This is a genomic window from Microbacterium sp. EYE_78, assembly GCF_023149035.1.
Classification (GTDB): domain Bacteria; phylum Actinomycetota; class Actinomycetes; order Actinomycetales; family Microbacteriaceae; genus Microbacterium.
Genome location: NZ_JAHXMY010000002.1, coordinates 1191898 through 1213399, shown reverse-complemented (window position 1 = coordinate 1213399; position 21502 = coordinate 1191898). Strand labels below are relative to the sequence as shown.

Here is a 21502-nt window from a genome sequence, read left to right as displayed (position 1 = left end):
CCCGGACGTCACCAGGAGACTTCGGGCGATGACCGCCCGCGCAGCGTCACCTCGCCCAGAGAGCGAGGATCGGCTGCAGACCGAGAGAGTTCGCGGCCCCTCCGAGAACGGAGCGGCGCCGCCAGAGTTACGCCGGACGGCGCGCGGAGCCGTCGGCTGGGAGTACGCCAGAGATGGCCGATGACAACAACGAAGCAACCACGCCGGACCAGGACGAGGCGCTGACCTCCGCCCCTGAGCAGGAGACGGCCACGCCGACGCCGGAGGCGCCCGCTGAGCCCGAGGCGCCCGCTGAGCCCGAGGCGCCTGCCGAGCCCGAGGCGCCCGCTGAGCCCGAGGCGCCCGCCGAGCCCACGGCACCCGCTGAGCCTGAGGAATCTGCTGAGCCCGAGACGCCCGCCGAGCCGCAGACGCCCGCCGAGCAGGAAGCGTCGGCTGGGCCTGCGGCGTCGGCTGAGCCTGCGGGGTCGGCTGAGCCTGCGGGGTCGGCTGAGCCTGCCGAACCCGAGGTGCCCGTCGCGCCGGAGACTCCGACCGCGATCAGCCTGGGGCTCATCCCCGAGCAGTTCGTGTCGGCGGTGTCGACGGCGCTGCACTTCTACGCGCCCGAGATCACGCCTCTCCCGGCGCTGCAGCGGGACGATCGTGACGAGCGCGAGGACGGTGCGTCCGACTCGCCGTCGAGCTCGCGACGCCGCAACCGCCGTCGAGGCGGCAACGGGGGCGAGTCGCAGGACGAGCCTGCGCCGCGCCGCCGGGCGGTCGAAGTCATCACCGAGCCGCAGCGCATCAAGGGGTCCACGCGGCTCGAGGCGAAGAAACAGCGCCGCCGCGACGGTCGCGAGGCCGGTCGCCGCCGCCCCGTCGTCACCGAGGCCGAGTTCCTCGCCCGTCGCGAGTCGGTCGACCGCGACATGATCGTGCGCTCCAAGAGCGGTCGGATCCAGATCGCCGTGCTGGAGGACAACGTCCTCGTCGAGCACTACGTCGCCCGCAACCAGGACGCTTCACTCATCGGCAACGTCTACCTCGGCCGCGTGCAGAACGTGCTCCCCAGCATGGAGGCCGCGTTCGTGGACATCGGTCGCGGCCGCAACGCCGTGCTGTACTCCGGCGAGGTGGACTGGGATGCCGTCGAGACCGGCAACCAGCCGCGCCGCATCGAACTCGCGCTCAAGTCCGGCGACCGGGTGCTCGTGCAGGTCACGAAGGACCCGGTGGGGCACAAGGGCGCCCGTCTGACCAGCCAGATCTCGCTGCCCGGCCGGTACCTCGTGTACGTCCCCGGTGGCGCGATGAACGGCATCTCGAGGAAGCTCCCCGACACCGAGCGTGCCCGGCTGAAGAAGATCCTCAAGGAGGTGCTGCCGGAATCCTCGGGCGTCATCGTGCGCACCGCGGCGGAGGGCGCCACCGAGGAGCAGCTCACGCGGGACGTGCAGCGCCTCACCTCGCAGTGGGAGCACATCAGCACCCAGGCCCAGTCGGGCCAGGCACCCGCCCTGCTGCACTCCGAGCCCGATCTCCTCGTGAAGATCGTGCGCGACGTCTTCAACGAGGACTTCCGCAAGATGCTCATCCAGGGCGACGAGGCGTACCAGACCATCACCTCGTACCTCACGGGAGTCGCTCCGGATCTGCTGGAGCGGATCGAGAAGTACGACGGCGACCACGACCCGTTCGATGAATTCCGCGTCACGGAGCAGATCGAGAAGGCCCTCGATCGCAAGGTCTGGCTGCCCTCGGGCGGTTCGCTCGTCATCGACCGCACCGAGGCCATGACGGTCGTCGACGTGAACACGGGCAAGTTCGTCGGCACCGGGGGCAACCTCGAGGAGACCGTCACGAAGAACAACCTCGAGGCGGCTGAGGAGATCGTGCGCCAGCTGCGGCTGCGCGACATCGGCGGCATCATCGTCGTCGACTTCATCGACATGGTCCTCGAGTCCAACCGGGACCTCGTCCTGCGCCGCCTCGTCGAATGCCTGAGCCGCGACCGCACCAAGCATCAGGTCGCCGAGGTGACGTCGCTCGGACTCGTGCAGATGACCCGCAAGAAGATCGGCCTCGGGCTGCTCGAGACCTTCAGCGAGGCGTGCGAGGTCTGCGCCGGGCGTGGCGTCATCGTCCACCACGACCCGGTCGTGAAGCACCGCGCGAACGGCAGCGGCACCGGTGGGAACGGCGGCAACGGCGGTGGGCGCCGCTCGCGTCAGAACGGCGCCTCGCCGCAGCAGTCGGCGGCCGCGACGCCGACGGGCGGCACCCACGTCATCACCGAAGGTGTGAAGTCCGCACTCGCGCAGATCGCCGCCTCCACGATGAAGCCGCACGAGGAGCAGGTGGCCGTCGAGCCCGAGGCGGAGGCGCCGGTCGAGGCGCAGCCGCGCGCCGAACGCGCGAAGCGCCCGCGCCGCAAGAAGGCGGACGCTGCCCCGAAGTCGGACGCCGAGCGCATGCTCGACTCGGTCCTCGAGGCGCTGCCCGAGCCGAAGGCACCCGGGCAGGGCCGCGCACGCCGCCGGGTGACGACCGCCGCGCTGACCGGCACGCCGGTGTCGACCTCGCCGGAAGAGGACTGACCCTCAGGTCACCGTCCGCGCCGCTCGCGGGCGGTGACCCGCAGCCCCGAAGCGATGAGCCGGCGGACGAGCTCATGTGCGCTGACTCGCTCCGCGCCGCCGGCGACCAACCGGTCGAGGGCGTCGGCGGGGACGTCGTAGTGATCACGGTCGAACGCGCGTGGCGGGATGCCGTGGGCCGCCGCGAATGCATGCAGCTCGGACAGGTCGCTGTCCGAGACCATGTGGGCCCAGAGCCGGCCGTGCGCGGGCCACATCGCGGAGTCGACCAGGATCGCCATCCGCCGATCATAGGCACGGGGAGGTCGCGGGGCACCCGTGCCGACACGGCCCCGAGCGCTTTTGCCCTCTCCGCGGGGATCGGGTATTCTGGACCCTTGGTGCGTCACGTGTCGCAGGACGATGCGACCCAGAGCCTGGCTTCCGCACCACGACTTCCAGTCTCATCAGACAATCGGAGCCGAGCGCTCCACAGAAGAAACAAGGTGTGAAGTGGTTTACGCAGTTGTGCGCGCCGGTGGCCGTCAGGAGAAGGTCCAGGTCGGCACCATCGTCGTCCTCGACCGTCAGGCGGCGAAGGTCGGCGACAAGATCGAGCTCCCGGCCGTCCTCTTCGTCGACGGCGACGCCGTGACGACCGACGCCGACAAGCTCGCGAAGGTCAAGGTCACCGCCGAGGTCCTCGGCGAGGAGCGCGGTCCGAAGATCGTGATCCAGAAGTTCAAGAACAAGACCGGCTACAAGAAGCGCCAGGGCCACCGTCAGGACCTCACGCGCGTCAAGATCACCGGCATCAAGTAAGCAGCCGAGAGGACACGAGAGATGGCACATAAAAAGGGCGCAAGCTCCACCCGTAACGGTCGTGACTCCAACGCACAGCGCCTCGGCGTGAAGCGTTTCGGCGGCCAGCAGGTCCTCGCCGGCGAGATCATCGTCCGTCAGCGCGGCACCCACTTCCACCCGGGCGCCGGTGTCGGCCGCGGTGGCGACGACACGCTGTTCGCGCTTGCCGCGGGTGCGGTCGAGTTCGGCACGAAGGGCGGCCGCAAGGTCGTCAACATCGTGTCGGCCGCTGAGTGATCAGACAACATTCTCGATGAGGGGCGGGCTGCGGCCCGCCCCTCATTCTTTCCCCCGCCGGCCCCGGTCGGCTTCCCGTCAGGAGACACCGCATGGTGACGTTCGTCGATCGCGTGACGCTGCACTTGAGCGCAGGCAAGGGCGGCAACGGCTGTGTCTCGGTCAAGCGAGAGAAGTTCAAGCCCCTCGCCGGCCCTGACGGCGGGAACGGCGGACACGGTGGCGACATCATCCTCGTATCCGACCCGCAGGTCACCACGCTGCTGTCCTACCACCACTCACCGCATCGTTCCGCCGGTAATGGCGGCTTCGGCATGGGCGATCACCGCTCCGGCGCCCAGGGCGAGCCGCTGGAGCTCCCGGTCCCGGTCGGGACGGTCGTGAAGGACGAGGACGGCGAGACGCTCGTCGACATGGCGACGCCCGGCATCCGCTTCGTCGTCGCACCCGGTGGGCAGGGAGGGCTCGGCAACGCCTCGCTCGCGAACCCGAAGCGCAAGGCGCCCGGCTTCGCCCTCCTCGGCACCCCGGGGTGGGAGGGCGATGTCCAGCTCGAGCTGAAGACCGTCGCCGATGTGGCCCTCGTCGGCTACCCGTCGGCGGGCAAGTCCAGCCTCATCGCCGCCATCTCGGCCGCACGGCCGAAGATCGCCGACTACCCCTTCACGACGCTGCACCCGAACCTCGGCGTCGTGCAGGCGGGCGAGGCCCGCTACACGGTCGCCGACGTGCCGGGGCTCATCGAGGGTGCGAGCGAGGGCAAGGGACTCGGGCTCGAGTTCCTCCGCCACGTCGAACGCTGCACGGCCCTCGTCCACGTCCTCGACTGCGCGACCCTCGACCCGGGTCGCGACCCCATCAGCGATCTCGACGTCATCCTCGCGGAGCTGGCGGCCTATCCCGTCCCCGACGGCCAGGTCCCGCTGCTCGAGCGTCCGCAGCTCGTCGCGTTGAACAAGCTGGACGTCCCCGAGGCGAAGGATCTCGCCGACCTCGTCCGCCCCGACCTCGAGGCCCGCGGCTTCCGGGTGTTCGACATCTCCACGGTCAGCCGTGACGGCCTGCGACAGTTGACGTTCGCGCTCGGCGAGATCGTGGAGGAGCATCGGGCGGCCGCTGCGGCGGCGCCCGCGCCCGAGCGGATCGTCATCCGTCCGCAGGGGTCGGAGAAGGACTTCGAGATCCGTGTCGAAGGCGGCACCTACGGCAACATCTACCGCATCCTCGGCGACAAGCCCGTGCGCTGGGTGCAGCAGACCGACTTCCAGAACGAGGAGGCCGTCGGGTTCCTCGCCGACCGCCTCGAGAAGCTGGGCGTCGAGGATGGGCTCTACCGCGCCGGGGCCGAGGCGGGCTCGACCGTCGTGATCGGCAAGGGCGACGGCATCGTCTTCGACTGGCACCCGTCGCTCGGTTCCGCCGCCGAGCTGATGACCGCGCCGCGCGGCACCGATCCGCGCCTCGACCTGAACCCGCGTCGCACCACCTCCCAGCGTCGCGACCGCTACCACGAGCGCATGGACGCCAAGGCCGAGGCGCGTGCCGAGCTCGAATCCGAACGCCTCGCCGCGCGCGGCGACGGCTGGGGGGACGAGAGCGAGTCGTGACGCTGCAGGATCGCGCGGGAATCGCGGGGGCGCGTCGCGTCGTCGTCAAAGTCGGCTCGTCGTCCATCAGCGGTGAGAACGCCGAGAAGATCGGCCCGATCGTCGACGCTCTCGCCGAGGCGCACGCACGCGGCACCGAGGTCGTCCTCGTCTCGTCCGGTGCCATCGCGACCGGCATGCCGTTCCTGCTGCTCGATTCCCGGCCGAGTGATCTCGCCACCCAGCAGGCCGCGGCCGCGGTGGGGCAGAACGTCCTCATCTACCGGTACCAAGAAGCCCTCCGGCCTTTCGAGATCGTGGCCGGCCAGGTGCTGCTCACGGCGGGCGACCTCGAGAACCCCACCCACCGGTCGAACGCACGTCGCGCCATGGAACGTCTGTTGGGGCTTCGGATCCTGCCCATCGTCAATGAGAACGACACCGTCGCGACGCACGAGATCCGCTTCGGCGACAACGACCGGCTGGCTGCACTCGTGGCGCAGCTGATCGGCGCCGATGCGCTCGTGCTGCTCAGCGACATCGAAAGCCTGTACACCCGCCCGCCTGGGGAGCCCGGCGCCCGCCCGATCGACGAGGTCGCGTTCGGTGACGATCTCTCGGGCTACGAATTCGGGTCCGTGGTCGTCAACAGCGTCGGAACCGGAGGGGCTGCCACCAAGGCCTCGGCCGCCCGTCTTGCCTCCGCGGCGGGGGTCGCCGTGCTCGTCACGAGCGCCGACCTCGTGCACGCGGCGCTGCGAGGGGATCGCGTCGGCACGTGGTTCGCTCCGGACCCGAACCCCGCGGTGCCGGCGGGGACCGCGCCCGTGCGTGTTCCTGCGGAATGACCGCGTCCCGCACAGCCGTAGACTGACGAGATGACCACGACCGTCCTCAGCCCGCTCGAGCGCATGCGATCCGCGCGGGAGGCATCCCGGTCCGTCGGTCTCCTGACGGATGCCGCGAAGGTCGACCTGCTCCGGGGCATCGCCGATGCGATCGAGGCCGACGTGCCCCGCATCGTCGCGGCGAATGCCGAAGACCTCGCCCGCGGCGAGTCGAACGGCCTCACGCCCGGGCTCATCGATCGGCTGAGACTCGACGAGCCGCGCGTGCGCGCGCTGGCGGCGGCCGTCCGCGAGGTCGCAGTGCTGCCCGACCCGGTGGGGCGTGTGCTCGACGATCGCACGCTGGAGAACGGCATCCGTCTGCAGAAGGTCTCGGTGCCGTTCGGTGTCGTCGGTTCGATCTACGAAGCCCGGCCGAACGTCACGGTCGACATCACCGCGCTCGCCCTGCGGTCGGGTAACGCGGTGGTCCTCCGCGGCGGCAGCGCGGCCCAGTCCTCGAACGCCGCCCTCGTCGCGGTGATGCGGGGCGCCCTCTCCGCGGCGGGTGTCGACCCGGAAGCGATCCAGACGGTCGACGATTTCGGCCGTGACGGCGCGAACGCGCTGATGCGCGCACGCGGACTCGTCGACGTGCTGGTTCCGCGGGGCAGTGCGCAGCTCATCGAGACCGTCGTCACCGAGTCGACGGTGCCCGTCATCGAGACGGGGGCCGGCGTCGTCCACATCGTCCTGGACGCGTCCGCGCCGCTCGAGTGGGCCACCGACATCGTCGTCAACGCGAAGGTCCAGCGGCCGAGCGTCTGCAACTCGGTGGAGACGGTCCTCGTCCATCGCGATGCGGCGCAGCGGGTCGTCGCCCCGATCGTCGCGACACTGCAGGAGCGCGGCGTGACCGTCCACGGCGACGACGAGACGCGCCGACTCGCCGGCGGGGTCGTCCCCGCTGTCGAGGCCGACTGGTCGACGGAGCACATGAGCCTGGACGTCTCGTTCCGCATCGTCGACGACCTCGACGAAGCCCTCGCGCACATCCGGACGTATTCGACCCAGCACACGGAGTCGATCATCACGGCCGACGAGTCGGCCGCGGAGCGTTTCCTGGCCGAGGTCGACTCCGCCGTCGTGATGGTGAACACCTCGACCCGGTTCACGGACGGCGGCGAGTTCGGGTTCGGCGCCGAGGTCGGCATCTCGACCCAGAAGCTGCACGCGCGCGGTCCGATGGGGCTCGCCGAGCTCACGACGACGAAGTGGCTGGCGCGGGGCGCCGGGCAGATCCGACCCTGACCGCCTAAACTGTCACTGCACGCGTCCCCTCGAACGGAGCCTGAATGAACCTCGCGACGACCCTCGCCCTCGCCGCAGCCGAGACCGAGCACCACGGCAACGTGATGGCGGAGACCTTCATCTTCGGAGTCATCGCATTCATCCTCTTCCTCGCGCTCGGCTTCGTGGTGCTGTCGTACCGCAACGTCGCCAACCGTCACTCGCACAAGGCCGAGGCCTACGCCGCCAAGAACCCCGTGCAGCAGCAGGCGGGCCACGGCAAGCACTGAGGCTGCGTCGATGGCAACCGCGCGGGCGCAGCGAATCGGTGTGATGGGTGGCACCTTCGACCCCATCCATCATGGACACCTGGTCGCCGCCAGCGAGGTCGCGCAATCGTTCGACCTCGACGAGGTGGTCTTCGTCCCGACCGGTCAGCCCTGGCAGAAGTCGGGTGTCTCGTCGGCGGAGCACCGGTACCTGATGACCGTCATCGCGACGGCATCCAACCCGATGTTCACGGTCAGTCGTGTCGATGTCGACAGGCGCGGCGCGACCTACACGATCGACACCCTGCGCGACCTGAAGGAGCAGCGGCCGGACGCGGAGCTGTTCTTCATCACGGGCGCCGACGCAATCGCACAGATCCTGAGCTGGCGTGACGTCAGTGAGCTGTGGGACCTCGCGCACTTCGTCGCCGTCTCGCGCCCCGGACACACGCTCAGCGTGGAGGGACTCCCGTCCGACGACGTGAGTGTGCTCGAGATCCCCGCACTGTCGATCTCCTCGACCGACTGCCGTGCGCGCGTGCGTCGCGGACACCCCGTCTGGTACCTCGTCCCCGACGGCGTGGTCCAATACATTGCGAAGCACCACCTGTATCGGAGCAAGGCATGAGCACACCAGACCAGCCGAGCCCACCGCTGACCCGGCGGCAGCTGCGCGAGCTGCGCAACACGGCATCCACCCCGATCATCACCTCGGAGGAGGCGGAAGCCGCCGCCGAGGAGGCAGCCAAGACGACCGCCCCGTCGGCTCCGCTGCCGCGCGCCGCCGAGCCCGTGCAGCTGCCCGAGGCGCCCGATCCCGACGTCGACCTCGACGAGCATCCGTTCACCCGTCGGCGGGCGCGTCAGCAGGCGAAGCTGCGGACCGCGTCGATCGATGTCATCCCGGCCGGCTCCGACGAGGCGCCCGCTCCGGCGGATGTCGAGCCGGACGCGGAGATCGAGGATGCCTCGCGCGAGGAGGAGTCGCCCGCCGTTGGAGAGGGCACCGTCGAGCAGGATGCCGAGACGGAACCGACCGGTGACGAGGCGGCGCCTGTCGAGGCGGAGCCCGACGCCGAGCCCGAGGACTTCGAGCCCGAGGAGGGGGAGCCCGAGGAGGCGGAGCCCGTCGAGTCGGAGCCCGCGGGATCCGACCCTGAGGTCGTCGACGAACCGGACGCGGAGGTCGAGCCGGACACCGAACCCGAGAACGGCGACGCCGAGTTCGAGCAGGGTGACGCGGAATCCGAAGCGGACACCGCCGAGTCCACGCAGGACGACGCCGAGTCTGACGGTGGCGCCGCGCTCGAAGAGGACGTCCTGATCGAGGACGATGCCGAGGAGCACGCGGACGCGGAGTCCCGCACCGACACCGAGCTTGACCGCGAGGACGCGCCGGTCATCGCCCCCGCGCTCGGCGCGCAGCTGCTCGAGGGCGGTGCCGCCGACATCGAGCTGCCGCCGTCGTTCGATCAGCTGCTGACGCGCGGTGGCAGCGGATCGTCCTCTGCGCCGAACGCGCTCATCCTCTCCCAGACCCCTGACACCGATTCGCTGTCGGTGCCGATCCTGGGAACCGGCGAGCTCATCATCACCGGCAGCTACAACCTCCCGGAGAACTACGGGTCGACCGGCACCGCACCGGGCACGTCCGACGGCAAGGACATCGACGCGGCACTCATCGACGGCGAGCTCCCCCCAGCATCCTCACCCACCCCCATCGCCGCGTCGTCGGCGATCAGCACGATCAAGAGCGCGGACGAGATCATCCGCCCGCCGGCGCCCGAGAAGGGCAGCCGGCTCATCATGACCCTCGCGATCTGTGCCGGTGCGCTCGGCCTGGCACTCGCAACGGTCCTCATCCTCGCCGTCACGAACGGAGTCTTCTGAATGGTCGCCGCACCGCACACCCACGAACTCGTCCAGGTGGCAGCCGCTGCCGCCGACAGCAAGGGCGGTGAGGACCTGGTCGCCTTCGACGTCTCCGAGCCGTTGCCGCTCGTCGATGCGTTCCTCCTCGTGACGGGGAGCAGCGAGCGCAACGTCGCGGCGATCGCCGACGAGGTCGAGGAGAAGATGCTCGAAGCCGGCCAGAAGCGGTTGCGCCGCGAGGGTCGCGAGGAGTCCCGGTGGATCCTGCTGGACTTCGGCGACCTCGTCGTGCACGTCTTCCACGAGCAGGAGCGCGTGTTCTACGGCCTCGAACGGCTGTGGAAGGACTGCCCGGTCATCGCCGTCAGCCTTCCCGAGCACACGCCGGGCGACAACTGACGGCGGCCGTGGTTCGGACCACAGTTCGGCGTGTAGTAAACTGAATGAGTTGCCGCGAGCGGCGACGAAGGGCCTGTGGCGCAGCTGGTAGCGCACCTGCATGGCATGCAGGGGGTCAGGGGTTCGAGTCCCCTCAGGTCCACCAAACACCCCGGTTCGCCGGGGGTTTTGTGTCTCTGCGGCGAGAGCCGCGGTCGGGTCCGCTCGATATCGAACGGAGACCATCGTCCTCCGATCCGCTCGCTACGCTGATCCCGTGCGCCGCAGCCTCCTCATCCTCCCGGCCATCGCCGGCATCGTCGTCTTGCTGAGCGGCTGCATGCCGGGTCGGACCGATGGTGGCCTCATCGGGATCGAGTCCGAGTCGCCTGCGGCAGAGGTGTCGAGGACTCCTGTGCCGACTCCGGCAGCCACGGCCGAACCGGACGCGTCACCGACCGCAGCGCCGTCGCCGGCCTCGCTCGTCGCGCCTGAGTGCGACGCGATCGCGAGCCTCGACTGGATGCATCAGAACCTCGACGACGAGATCGACGAGCCCGTTGAGAACGTCGACGAGTTCAGCCCCGAGAGCCTGCCGGGACCCGCCGCGCAGCGGGCTGCCGCCGGCTCCGACCCCCTCGGCAGCTGCACCTGGGGCATTCCCGGCTCCGACGGTGCGTTCACCGTGTCATTCCTCGCCATCCCGCCGAACGAGCGGACGACCCTCATCACCGCACTGGAGTCCTCGCCGACGTACACGCGCCGTGAGGACGGCTACGTCGCCGACGACGGCCGGCCCGCACCCACGTACTCCCATCTGTTCGAAGAAGGCATCGGCTACGGCCTGGCCTACTCGTTCCACGGCGGGTTCTGGGTCTCCGTCGCAGGCACCATGATCAGCCCCGACGACGCGGTCGAGCTGTCGAGTATGGCGCTCGACGCTGCGATCTCGGACAGCTGACGGGTGACGTCAGTCCTCGCCGTCTGACTCCGGCATCCGCTCATCGGGCACGGTGTCACGATCGACCTCGAGGCGGCCGCCTTCGGGGGCGACGAAGCGCTCCTCGGGCGACGCGGTGCCGGCACCGTCCGGCGCGCCTTCGGGTGCCGGAGGAAGTCCTTCCTGCTCGCCGCCGACGAAGCGGTCGAGGTCGGGGGAGTGCGAGGTGCTGTCGGCGTTCACGGCGATCCTTTCGACGCCCCCAGCCTCCCCGTTGCAACGCCGGAGGTCGAGGCCCTTGACGTCACCGCCGCGTGCCATCAGCGCGCCTCTGTCGTGGGGACGCCGGGCTGAGTAGCCTCGTGGCTGGCCCCATCCCCTGGGAGCCGGGAACGGAGAGACGATGAAGTTCTTCCAGAGGCTCGGCAGGTCGCTCATGCTGCCGGTCGCCGTCCTTCCGGTCGCAGCGATCCTGTCGGGCATCGGCTACTGGATCAAGAACGCGAACGGTGGGTCCGACAACATCGGGTCGGCGTTCCTCAGCGCGGCCGGCGGTGCGCTGCTGAACAACCTCGCGCTCCTGTTCGCGGTCGGTGTGTCCATCGGCATGGCGAAGAAGTCGGACGGGACGTCCGCCCTTGCGGGCCTCGTCTCCTGGCTGACCGTGACGACGATGCTGAGTCCGGCGACCATGTCGGCACTCACCGGCGTCGACGTCGAGGCCGTCGATCCCGCCTTCACAAAGGTCCAGAACGTCTTCGTGGGCATCATCTGCGGCCTCATCGGCGCCTGGTGTTACAACCGGTTCAAGGACACGAAGCTCCCTGACGCCCTCTCGTTCTTCTCGGGAAAGCGTTCCGTCGCCATCGTCACGGCGGGCCTGTCGCTCATCGTCGCGATCGTCCTCGTGTTCCTGTGGCCGCTGGTCTACGGCGGACTCGTCAGCTTCGGCGAATGGATCGTCACCCTCGGACCGGTCGGTGCCGGACTCTACGGATTCTTCAACCGCCTGCTGATCCCCCTCGGCCTGCACCACGCCTTGAACTCGGTGTTCTGGTTCGATGTCGCGGGCATCAACGATCTGAACAACTTCCTGCAGGGCTCCGCGGGCGACGGGGTCGCCGGTGAGACGGGTCAGTACATGACCGGTTTCTTCCCCGTCATGATGTTCGGGCTCCCGGGAGCCGCGCTGGCGATGTACGTGACCGCGAAGACCACGCGTCGCAAGGTGGCCGCCGGCATCCTGCTGTCCGGTGCCATCTCGTCGTTCTTCGTCGGTGTCACCGAGCCGCTCGAGTTCTCGTTCATGTTCCTCGCGCCGTGGCTCTATCTCGTCCACGCCGTGTTCATGGGCATCTCGCTCTTCGTCTCCGCGCTGCTGCCCGTGCGGATGGGATTCGGCTTCTCAGGCGGATTCATCGATCTCGTTCTGGGCTGGGTGAACCCTTTGGCGCAGAACCCATGGATCATCCTCATCATGGGTCCGATCTGGTTCGTGATCTACTTCGTCGTCTTCCGGTGGATCATCCGACGGTTCGATCTGAAGACACCCGGACGCGAAGACGACGAGGCCATGGACGACGAGGAGACGGATGCCGCGCCGCGAGGCGACTTCCACACAACGGCGGAGCGGTTCGTCGATGCGCTGGGCGGGAAGGACAACATCGTCGAACTCGACAACTGCGCCACGCGCCTCCGTATGGAGATCGCGGACGTCTCGCGCGTGGACGAGTCCGCCCTCCGGAGAGCCGGCGCGGCGGGCACGATCAAGCCGGGGGGACGGTCGGTTCAGGTGGTCTACGGGCTCAACGTCCAATTCGTGAAGGACGCGATGGAGGATGTCATCGCCGGGCGCAGCGCCTCGAGCCGCGTCCCCGCGGCCGCTGGAGTCGCCATCGAGACGCAGGCGCCCGCGGTGGTCCGACTCACCGCGCCCGTCGCCGGCCGCATCCTCGCCCTCTCCGACGTGCCGGACGCCATGTTCTCGGACGGCACGATGGGGCCGGGCATCGCGATCGACCCCTCTGATGAGGTCGTCACCGCCCCGGCGGACGGGATGGTGGAGAGTGTCTTCCCGACAGGTCACGCCGTCGGGCTGAGGCTGGACGACGGCACGGAGCTGCTCATCCACATCGGGATCGACACCGTCGAGATGCAGGGGGACGGCTTCCGCACGCTCGTCTCCGCAGGCCAACGAGTGAAGACGGGCGATCCGCTGGTGCGATTCGATCGTCAGCGCATCGTCGCCGCGGGCCACTCGCCCGTCACGCCGGTGGTCATCCTGAACAATCCCGACGCGCGCATCGATCTGGTGTGAGGTCGACCGGGCTCAGTCGATCAGGGCGAGGAGGCTCGTGCGGATCGGCTGGGCCCGATCGGTGAACCCCCGCTGCGCCGAGACGTATGCGGACTTGCCCGCGGGCGTCTCGACGGCCACGGGCGCGTAGCCCCAGTCGCGCAGGTCGTACGGGGACGCGCGCATATCGAGTTCGCGGATGTCGCGGGCGAGTTCGAACGCGTCGAGGAGGAGCTCGCCCGGCACCAGAGGCCCCAGTTTGACCGCCCACTTGTAGAGGTCCATCCCCGTATGCAGGCAGCCGGGCTGCTCGGTGGCCGCCTGCGTCTCGCGCGTCGGAGCGAAGCGGTTGCGGGGAACGGCCTCGTCGGTGAAGAACCGGAAGGCGTCGATGTGCGTGCAGCGGAGGTCGTGCGACTCGACCACCGCGTCGGTGGCGTCCGGCCCGAGTCGGAGCGGGACGGGATGCCGCGTGGCACGATCCCGGTACACCATGGCCCACTCGTGCATGCCGAAGCAGCCGAACGATCCGGTGCGGGCGAGCGTGCTCGAGAGGATGCCTCGGATCGCCCGGACCAGCGGTTGCTTGTCGGACAGGAAACCCTCCGCATCGGCGACCACGACGGCACCGTCGGACCGATACCACCGCCATCCCGCGTGCGGAGCATCCGCCGCGTCTCCAAGGGCCGTCCCGCGGCCGGGATGCCAGCGCCGCAGCAACGACGGCTTGTACGAGTAGTACGTGTAGAGGAAGTCGTCCACCGGGTGGGTCTCACCGCGCTCGGCACGCCTCCGACGTCCCGCGGTGAGTGCGTCCGCGCGACCGGCGTGGGCCCGCATCCGCTCGGCCCAGTCGGACCGTTCGAGGATGGGGGAGTGCCGCGTGCCCACGCGGGCCTCAGACCGGGTCGATGAGCGCGGGCGAGTCGTTGCGCACATTGCCGACAGCGGCATCCACCACATGGTCGGTGAGCCCCTCGACGACGTGCGGCGCTGCGTCGACGGCGGCGTCGAGCAGATCGCCGACGTTGTCGACGTCGGTGTCGAGCCAGGCATCGGCGAAGTCTGCGTCGAGGAACAGCGGCATCCGGTCATGGATCGATCCGAGCGGAGCCACCGCGTCGCGGGTGAGGATCGTGAACGACAGCACCCACCGGGTCGGGTCGTCATCCGCCTTCTGCGGATCCTTCCACCACTCGTAGAGGCCGGCGAACAGCAACGGCGACCCGTCGGCGGGATGGATGAAGTAGGGCGTCTTCCCCTCGTCGGTGCTCTGCCATTCGTAGTAGCCGGTGGCAGGGACGACGGCTCGGCGCTTGATGAGCGCCTGGCGGAACATCGGCTTGTCCTCGAGCTCCTCGGAGCGGGCGTTGAACGCGCGCGCGCCGACCTTGAGATCCTTCGCCCATCCGGGGACGAGGCCCCACCGAGCGGACTCGAGACGCCGCGTCGGCGGGTCGGTCTTCGCGGAATCGAGCACGATGCCGACCTGCGCGGTCGGGGCGACGTTGTACGACGGGGCGGGCAGGTCGTCACCCTCGACGTCGACCCGGAGGACACCGACGAGCTCGGAGGCGACGTTCGCGACGACGAAGCGACCACACATGCGATCAGCCTAGGAGGGGTCGGGGACATCGCGGACGACCGCGACGTCGGTGAGACGCTCGAGCAGATCCGCGCCGTCGTCACCGGTCACCCACGGCACGCCTGCGGCCGTGTGGTCGTCGACGGTCGTCCGTCCACCGGCGAGGATCGCCTCGGCGGGGGTGAGGCGTCGGATCGCGACGGCGGCGACCTGGTCGGGGTGCTCCACGGTGAACGCCGTGTAGATGGCGTCATCGTGCTGACCGTCGTCGCCCACCAGGAGCCAGTCGATCTGCGGGAACTCGCGCGCGAGGCGCCGCAGGTTCTCCGTCTTGTGGTCCTTGCCGCTGCGGAACCATCGGTCGTGCGTGGGGCCCCAGTCGGTGAGCAGGAGCGCGCCCGAGGGGAACAGATGACGGCGTTGGAACCTGACCAGCGTCGGCGCCACGTTCCAGGCGCCCGTGGACAGGTAGAGGATCGGTGCGCCGGGGTTGTCTCGCATGAGTCGCTCCAGGAGCACCGCCATTCCGGGCACCGGCTGACGCGCGTGCTCGTTCAGGACGAACGAGTTCCACGCGGCGAGGAACGGGCGGGGGAGCGCCGTCACCATGACGGTGTCGTCGATGTCGGAGATGACCCCGAAGCGCACGTCGTCGGCCACGATGAACACCCGCGCTTCGACGGGTTCGCTGCCCTCGACGCTCATGGTGACGGTCTGCCACCCCGCGGGGAGCGACGCGGGGAGGACGATGTCGACGACGCCGCCTCGATCGGCGGCGACCTCGTGCGAGACCCCGTCGACCTCGACGGTCACGGAGGCGTGGGCGACGGGGACGGACGCGAAGCTCCGCCAGCCGCGCACGCCCGCGTAGTCACCGCGTTCGCGGGTCTTCTGCTTGGGCGGGATCAGGACGCGTCCGAGGACCCGGACCCACTCGGTGCTGCCGTACCCGGGGAAGGCCGCGACGGTCGGGCGGCGCCCACGCGCACGGGCGCGATTCTCGCGCCAGGCGTGGAACCGGTACTCGAGGCGCGCCAGCCAGAGCACCTTGGTCTCGCGCGGTGAGGGTGTAGCCACCGATTCAGTCTTTCACGTCCTCCGCACCCGGTTCGGACTCCGGAGCGAGATGCCGTGCCTCCCGCGCGCCGATGATGCGCTTGACGACGTAGACCGCGATCAGGAAGACGACGATCGCCCCGACGAACAGGTACCCGGCGTAGTGCAGGCTGTCCGAGATCTCGCGGTACCCCTCCGCCGCCACCGCGGTGACGGACACGTACGCGATGGACCAGAGGGCGCAGGCGGGTGTCGTCCATGCGAGGAAACGCCGATAGGCGAACCCGCTCATCCCCACCGTCAGGGGCACGAGCGAGTGGAGGACGGGAAGGAAGCGCGAGAGGAAGATCGCGGGTCCTCCGCGGCGGCGGAGGTACAGCTCCGCCCGGGTCCAGTTGTGCTCGCCGATCAGGCGGCCGACGCGGGAGAACCGGATGCGGGGCCCCAGCCACCTGCCCAGGGCGTACCCGATGCTCTCCCCGACGAGCGCTCCGACCAGGACTGCGAGAACGAGCCAGGCGCCTTCGGCCAGGCTGTCGACAGCCGTGCCCGCCACGATGACGATCGTGTCACCCGGCACGATGAGCCCCACGAGCACACTGGTCTCGAGCATCACCGCGACTCCGGCGACCAGCGTGCGAACGACGGGGTCGACGGCCTGCACGGTCTCGAGCAGCCAGTCGAGGATGTCGTTCACGTGCTCAGAGTATCCGCGCTGCCGTCCGTCTACCCTGAGGAGGTGTCCAGCGTCCTCGTCGCCCGAGCGATCTCCGGCTGGAACGACCCGGCGGCGCTGTACGCGGCGCTGTCGGCGGACGCGGAGCACTCCTTCTGGCTCGATGCCGGCCCCGCGGCGACGGACGGCTGGAGCTGGCTCGGGACGGGGCTCCCGGCATCCGCCGCGACCGAGGTGGTGTGCGCCGGCGCACCGGACGCGGCCGTGGGGCCCTTCCGCGGCGGATGGGTCGGCTGGTCCGGCTACGACGCGGCGGCGGCGCGGGCGGGAGCGCCCTCCGCACACGATGACGCGCCGCCGGAGCGCTGGCTGCGGGTGGAGCGGCTCGTCGCCGTGGACCACGCCGCGCGGCGGATGATCGCGTTCGCGCACGCGGACGGGCTCGCTGCGTGGTGCGCAGAGGTCGAGGCGCAGATCTCCGCGGCGCACCCGCGCGAGGTGCCGGTCGCGGACGCGGTCCGCATCCGCGGGCGACACACGCCCGACCGCTATGCCGCGCTCATCGAGGAGTGTCGCGACGAGATCCGGGAGGGGAACGCGTATCAGCTGTGCCTGACGACGCGGTTCGAGACCGAGGCATCCATCGATCCCGTCGACGCCTACCTCCGCCTCCGCGAGGCGACGCCGTCGCACCACGGGGGTGTCATCCGGAGCGGACCGCACGCGCTCGTCAGCGCGTCGCCCGAGCAGTTCGTCACCGTCGGCGGCGGTGTCATCCGCACGAAGCCCATCAAGGGGACGAGGCCGCGGGGCACGGATGCCGCGACGGATGCCGCGCTCGCCGCCGAGCTGCGCGGGAGCGAGAAGGAGCAGGCGGAGAACGTCATGATCGTCGACCTCATGCGGAACGACCTGCAGCGGGTCTGCATCCCCGGGTCGGTGACGGTCGAGAAGCTCCTCGAGGTCGAGTCCTACCCGGCGGTGCACCAGCTCGTGAGCACGGTGGCGGGACGGCTGCGCCCGCAGACGACGATCGGCGATGTCCTCGACGCGACGTTCCCGGCGGGGAGCATGACCGGCGCCCCGAAGCTGTCGGCGATGCAGATCCTGCACCGTCTGGAGCAGGAGCCGAGGGGCGTGTACTCGGGATGCTTCGGGTGGATCGGCGACGACGGCGGAGCGGACCTCGCGATGGTCATCCGCTCGGTGGTGATCCACCCTCGAGGCGCGTTCGTCGGGGCGGGCGGCGGCATCACCTGGGGCTCGGTCGCGGCGGACGAGGTCGCGGAGGTCGGGATCAAGGCGCGAGGACCGCTCGCCGCGATCGGCGGGGCACTGCCTCCGGGCTGGTGAAACGGCCGTTCCGCTAGTCTGGACGGGCGCTTTCGCGCGCCCTCCCGACTTGCACGATTGGTTCACCGTGTCCTCCAGCACCTCCCACGACGCCGCTGCCTCCGAGCAGACGAGCTTCGACCCCCGCGCCATCCAGACCAAGTGGCAGGCCCGCTGGGCCGAAGCGGACCCGTTCAAAGCGGGAGGCGACGACGACACGAGGCCTCGCAAGTACGTGCTCGGGATGTTCCCGTATCCCTCCGGCGATCTGCACATGGGTCACGCCGAGAACTACGCGTACGTCGACGCGGTCGCGCGCTTCTGGCGCCACCGCGGGTACAACGTGCTGAACCCCATCGGATGGGACTCGTTCGGCCTCCCCGCCGAGAACGCCGCCATCAAGGGTGGCGCCGGTTCGGACCCGCGCGAGTGGACGTACAACAACATCGACCAGCACAAGGTCAGCTTCCGAGCCTTCGGCTCGTCCTACGACTGGAGCCGTGTGCTCCACACGAGCGACCCGGAGTACTACCGCTGGAACCAGTGGCTGTTCCAGCGTCTCTTCGAGCGCGGGCTCGCCTACCGCAAGCAGAGCGCCGTCAACTGGTGCCCGAACGATCAGACGGTGCTCGCGAACGAGCAGGTCGTCGACGGTCACTGCGAGCGGTGCGGCTTCGAGGTCGTGAAGAAGAAGCTGACGCAGTGGTACTTCAAGATCACCGAGTACGCGGACCGTCTGCTCGATGACCTGAACCAGCTCGAGGGCTTCTGGCCGCACAAGGTGCTGCAGATGCAGCGCAACTGGATCGGCCGCTCCATCGGCGCCGACATCGATTTCGAGATCGAGGGTCGTGCCGAGAAGATCACGGTCTTCTCAACGCGCCCCGACACGCTCCACGGCGCGACCTTCATGGTCGTCGCCCCCGACTCCGACCTCGCCGCCGAGCTCGTCGGGGGGTCGTCGTCGGAGGTGCAGCAGCGGTTCCGCGACTATCTCGACACGGTGCAGAAGACGAGCGAGATCGAGCGTCAAACGGCAGACCGGCCCAAGACCGGCGTCTTCCTCGACCGTTTCGCGATCAACCCGATCAACGGCGAGCGTCTGCCGATCTGGGCGGCGGACTACGTCCTGGCCGACTACGGGCACGGTGCGGTCATGGCCGTTCCCGCGCACGATCAGCGCGACCTCGACTTCGCTCGTGCCTTCGACCTGCCCGTGAAGGTCGTCGTCGACACGACGGCACCCGTGACCGGTGCGATCCCGGTGATCGAGGTCGACGAGGACGGTGTCCCGATCGACGATGACCTCGAGTCGATCGATCCCGTGCGTACGGGTGTCGCGTTGACGGGCGAAGGGCGCCTCATCAACTCGGGATCGCTGAACGGGCTGTCGAAGCGGAATGCGATCGCTCGTGCCATCGAGGAGCTCACCGCCTCCGGCAACGGGCGCGCCGCGAAGACCTACCGCCTCCGCGACTGGCTCATCTCGCGTCAGCGCTTCTGGGGTACGCCGATCCCGATGATCCACACCGAGGACGGGCGCATCGTCCCCGTTCCCGACGAGCAGCTGCCCGTCATCCTGCCCGACGCGAAGGGACTCGACCTCAAGCCCAAGGGCACGTCTCCGCTGGGCGGTGCGACGGACTGGATGTCGACGGTCGACCCCGAGACCGGGGAGCCCGCTCTTCGCGACGCGGACACGATGGACACCTTCGTCGACAGCTCGTGGTACTTCCTGCGCTTCCTGGCCCCGAACGGGGCGACCGAGCCGTTCCCGACGGCGGAGGCATCCAAGTGGGCGCCGGTCGACTCGTACATCGGCGGCGTCGAGCACGCCATCCTCCACCTGCTGTACGCGCGCTTCATCACCAAGGTCCTCTTCGACATGGGCCTCGTCGACTTCACGGAGCCGTTCACGAGCCTGATCAACCAGGGCATGGTGCTCCTCGACGGATCGAAGATGTCGAAGTCGAAGGGCAATCTCGTCGAGTTCGCCTCGAGCATGGACGACCCGGGCGCCGACGCCGTCCGCGTCGCGATCGCCTTCGCCGGCCCCGTCGAGGACGACATCAACTGGGAGGACGTCTCGACGACCGGCGCGCAGAAGTTCCTCTCGCGTGCCCTCCGCGTGGCAGCCGACGTCGCGTGCCCGACCGATGTGGTGTGGGCGGAGGGCGACACATCGCTCCGACGGATCACGCACCGCCTGTGGGCGGATGTGGTGGGCCTGGTCGAACAGTCCAAGTTCAACGTGGTCGTGGCACGCCTCATGGAGCTCGTCAACGCGACGCGCAAGACGATCGACTCCGGCGCCGGCGCGTCCGACGCGGCCGTCCGTGAGGCGGCGGAGGCGGTTGCGATGGTGCTCGACCTGTTCGCGCCGCACACCGCGGAGGAGATGTGGGAGATCCTCGGCTACGAGCCGTTCGTCGGCGTGACGCCCTGGCGTCAGCCGGACCCCACGCTCCTCGTCGAGGAGTCGGTCACCGCTGTCGTGCAGATCAACGGCAAGGTGCGCGGCACCCTGTCGGTTCCGGCGAAGATCTCGAGCGAAGAGCTCGAGAAGGTGGCGCTGGCGGATGAGAAGGTTCGTCGCGCGATCGGCGACATGGAGATCACGCGCGCCGTCGTCCGGGCTCCGAAGGTCGTCAGCTTCACCGTCGCATGACCTCGAGCGGTCTCGACCACGCGATCTCGTGATTGAGCTTGCCGGTTCGTCGGAAGAGTGCGACCTGGTGGGTGTTCGAAAGACGGTGCGCCAGCTCGTCGCGGTCGGCGGGCTGAAAGCCGAGACGCTGCCAGAACGGCCCTGATCGCCTGCTGAACAGCCACGCAGTGCGCGCGCCGTCCGCTGTCGCGCGGGCCAGCGCCGCGCGGGCCAGCATCGTCCCTCGACCCTCGCGGCGGCCGGACGGGTCGACGGCGACGCTGCGGATGAGCGCGTGGCGCCGGTCGTCGCTCAGCTCGTACCCGGTCGTGCCGCGGATGGCGCCGTCATCGCCGCGGTCGATCCAGATCCGGATGCCGACCCCGTCCAGACCGCTCAGCGTCAGATCGACGCGAGTGAGGAACCGGATGAGGTCCGCCTCGTCCTCGCGTCGGTAGGGGAGCAGCTCCATCCCGCCAGTGAAGCACGCGGCTCCGCCGCGTGCCGCTCAGAACGGTGCGGGGTCGGATGGCGCGGGGCCGTTCTCGGGACCCGGTGGTGTGGCAGGGGTGAAGGCGACGGCTGGGGTGGGTGCGTCTTCTCTGTAGGTCCTGCCTGCGGGTGAGGTCCATTCCAGGACGCCACCCGACAGTTGTCGGACCCGCCACCGCGTGCATTGCTTCGCCCGGTCGGAAGCGATCAGTCGGCCGACGCGTGGGTGGAACTGACGAAGAGGACGGGATCGAGGTGCCCTCTGGAGCGGAGGAAAGACTCGGGCGCGATCGCGTCGGTGTAGACGATGCGCACCGGCGGCTGCGCGCCCCGAGCGCTGTCCACCGCTCGCCGAACCGCATCATTCATCTCACGACCCCCTCCCGAACTGGTCGGAGAAGCCGCTCCCGACTGCGGCTCTCCGTCTCCCGCCCAGTTCCCTTCTCCATGGTGACGCCGATCGGCGTTCTTGTCCACCATTTGGGGGACAAAAGCCCTCAGAGGCACGTCCGACGACTTCTCCACGACGCCGCGCCGGATGCGTCTGTCCACCGCCGAAGAGGCTCAGTGCGTCGCTTCGGCCGCCGCGCAGCA

General features: G+C 69.4%; 22 protein-coding genes and 1 tRNA gene. 15 read left to right on the top strand and 8 right to left on the bottom strand.

The window, feature by feature from the left end:
- The first annotated feature begins 173 nt into the window (after window positions 1-173).
- Complete coding sequence (locus tag KZX17_RS13010; protein ID WP_248174348.1) at window positions 174-2582, top strand: Rne/Rng family ribonuclease; 2409 nt, start codon at window positions 174-176, stop codon at window positions 2580-2582.
- Window positions 2583-2590: 8 nt separating this feature from the next.
- Here KZX17_RS13010 and KZX17_RS13005 read toward each other — a convergent pair whose 3' ends face one another.
- Window positions 2591-2863: a DUF4031 domain-containing protein gene (locus KZX17_RS13005; protein ID WP_248174346.1), complete on the bottom strand. Its 273-nt coding sequence runs from the start codon at window positions 2861-2863 to the stop codon at window positions 2591-2593.
- Between the two features lie 211 nt (window positions 2864-3074).
- On the opposite strand from KZX17_RS13005, the gene rplU reads away from it, so the two are divergent.
- From rplU to KZX17_RS12950, 11 genes are all read left to right on the top strand, one after another.
- Window positions 3075-3383, top strand: a complete 309-nt coding sequence (gene rplU / locus KZX17_RS13000; protein ID WP_064002215.1) for a 50S ribosomal protein L21 — start codon at window positions 3075-3077, stop codon at window positions 3381-3383.
- Between the two features lie 21 nt (window positions 3384-3404).
- Window positions 3405-3662, top strand: a complete 258-nt coding sequence (rpmA, locus tag KZX17_RS12995; RefSeq protein WP_065570691.1) for a 50S ribosomal protein L27 — start codon at window positions 3405-3407, stop codon at window positions 3660-3662.
- Window positions 3663-3754: 92 nt separating this feature from the next.
- A complete protein-coding gene (obgE, locus tag KZX17_RS12990; RefSeq protein ID WP_248174345.1) occupies window positions 3755-5269 on the top strand; it encodes a GTPase ObgE in 1515 nt (504 codons plus the stop codon).
- Window positions 5266-6096, top strand: coding sequence for a glutamate 5-kinase (gene proB / locus KZX17_RS12985; RefSeq protein WP_248174344.1), 831 nt, complete (start codon window positions 5266-5268; stop codon window positions 6094-6096). Before obgE ends, proB begins: the two co-directional genes overlap by 4 nt.
- Before the next feature lie 30 nt (window positions 6097-6126).
- Window positions 6127-7386, top strand: coding sequence for a glutamate-5-semialdehyde dehydrogenase (locus tag KZX17_RS12980; protein ID WP_248174343.1), 1260 nt, complete (start codon window positions 6127-6129; stop codon window positions 7384-7386).
- A 44-nt stretch (window positions 7387-7430) separates the two neighbouring features.
- Complete coding sequence (locus KZX17_RS12975; RefSeq protein ID WP_248174342.1) at window positions 7431-7655, top strand: hypothetical protein; 225 nt, start codon at window positions 7431-7433, stop codon at window positions 7653-7655.
- Between the two features lie 10 nt (window positions 7656-7665).
- Window positions 7666-8262 carry a nicotinate-nucleotide adenylyltransferase gene (nadD, locus tag KZX17_RS12970; RefSeq protein ID WP_248174341.1) on the top strand — a complete coding sequence of 199 codons (597 nt, stop codon included), beginning with the start codon at window positions 7666-7668 and terminating at the stop codon, window positions 8260-8262.
- Window positions 8259-9524, top strand: coding sequence for a hypothetical protein (locus tag KZX17_RS12965; RefSeq protein ID WP_248174340.1), 1266 nt, complete (start codon window positions 8259-8261; stop codon window positions 9522-9524). Before nadD ends, KZX17_RS12965 begins: the two co-directional genes overlap by 4 nt.
- Window positions 9525-9905 carry a ribosome silencing factor gene (rsfS, locus tag KZX17_RS12960; protein ID WP_248174338.1) on the top strand — a complete coding sequence of 127 codons (381 nt, stop codon included), beginning with the start codon at window positions 9525-9527 and terminating at the stop codon, window positions 9903-9905. It begins immediately after the preceding gene.
- A 69-nt stretch (window positions 9906-9974) separates the two neighbouring features.
- Window positions 9975-10050, top strand: a tRNA-Ala gene (locus KZX17_RS12955).
- A gap of 111 nt (window positions 10051-10161) precedes the next feature.
- The gene (locus KZX17_RS12950) at window positions 10162-10845 is read left to right on the top strand and encodes a hypothetical protein (protein WP_248174336.1); all 684 of its coding nucleotides are present in this window, start codon (window positions 10162-10164) and stop codon (window positions 10843-10845) included.
- A 9-nt stretch (window positions 10846-10854) separates the two neighbouring features.
- Here the strand turns inward: KZX17_RS12950 and KZX17_RS12945 are convergent, their stop codons facing one another.
- Window positions 10855-11145: a hypothetical protein gene (locus KZX17_RS12945; protein ID WP_248174334.1), complete on the bottom strand. Its 291-nt coding sequence runs from the start codon at window positions 11143-11145 to the stop codon at window positions 10855-10857.
- An 82-nt stretch (window positions 11146-11227) separates the two neighbouring features.
- On the opposite strand from KZX17_RS12945, the gene nagE reads away from it, so the two are divergent.
- Window positions 11228-13141 (top strand): N-acetylglucosamine-specific PTS transporter subunit IIBC, encoded by a 1914-nt coding sequence (nagE, locus tag KZX17_RS12940; RefSeq protein WP_248174332.1) that lies wholly within the window; start codon window positions 11228-11230, stop codon window positions 13139-13141.
- Between the two features lie 12 nt (window positions 13142-13153).
- On the opposite strand, the gene KZX17_RS12935 is transcribed toward nagE, so the two are convergent.
- The 4 genes from KZX17_RS12935 to KZX17_RS12920 are packed head-to-tail and all read right to left on the bottom strand — an operon-like array spanning window position 13154 to window position 16458.
- Window positions 13154-13960 (bottom strand): 3-methyladenine DNA glycosylase, encoded by an 807-nt coding sequence (locus tag KZX17_RS12935; protein ID WP_248174852.1) that lies wholly within the window; start codon window positions 13958-13960, stop codon window positions 13154-13156.
- Window positions 13961-14018: 58 nt separating this feature from the next.
- The gene (locus KZX17_RS12930) at window positions 14019-14726 is read right to left on the bottom strand and encodes an SOS response-associated peptidase (protein ID WP_248174330.1); all 708 of its coding nucleotides are present in this window, start codon (window positions 14724-14726) and stop codon (window positions 14019-14021) included.
- 9 nt (window positions 14727-14735) lie between these two features.
- A complete protein-coding gene (locus KZX17_RS12925; protein ID WP_248174328.1) occupies window positions 14736-15782 on the bottom strand; it encodes an App1 family protein in 1047 nt (348 codons plus the stop codon).
- Between the two features lie 4 nt (window positions 15783-15786).
- Window positions 15787-16458 carry a DedA family protein gene (locus tag KZX17_RS12920; RefSeq protein ID WP_248174326.1) on the bottom strand — a complete coding sequence of 224 codons (672 nt, stop codon included), beginning with the start codon at window positions 16456-16458 and terminating at the stop codon, window positions 15787-15789.
- Between the two features lie 42 nt (window positions 16459-16500).
- On the opposite strand from KZX17_RS12920, the gene pabB reads away from it, so the two are divergent.
- Together pabB and leuS are read left to right on the top strand one after the other, a co-directional pair.
- Window positions 16501-17790 (top strand): aminodeoxychorismate synthase component I, encoded by a 1290-nt coding sequence (gene pabB / locus KZX17_RS12915; protein WP_248174324.1) that lies wholly within the window; start codon window positions 16501-16503, stop codon window positions 17788-17790.
- Between the two features lie 67 nt (window positions 17791-17857).
- Entirely contained in the window at window positions 17858-20437 is a 2580-nt protein-coding gene (leuS, locus tag KZX17_RS12910) for a leucine--tRNA ligase (RefSeq protein WP_248174322.1), read from the top strand.
- On the opposite strand, the gene KZX17_RS12905 is transcribed toward leuS, so the two are convergent.
- Together KZX17_RS12905 and KZX17_RS12900 are read right to left on the bottom strand one after the other, a co-directional pair.
- Window positions 20424-20888, bottom strand: coding sequence for a GNAT family N-acetyltransferase (locus tag KZX17_RS12905; protein WP_248174320.1), 465 nt, complete (start codon window positions 20886-20888; stop codon window positions 20424-20426). The genes leuS and KZX17_RS12905 overlap by 14 nt on opposite strands.
- A gap of 227 nt (window positions 20889-21115) precedes the next feature.
- Window positions 21116-21253 (bottom strand): hypothetical protein, encoded by a 138-nt coding sequence (locus KZX17_RS12900; RefSeq protein WP_248177366.1) that lies wholly within the window; start codon window positions 21251-21253, stop codon window positions 21116-21118.
- Window positions 21254-21502 lie beyond the last annotated feature (249 nt).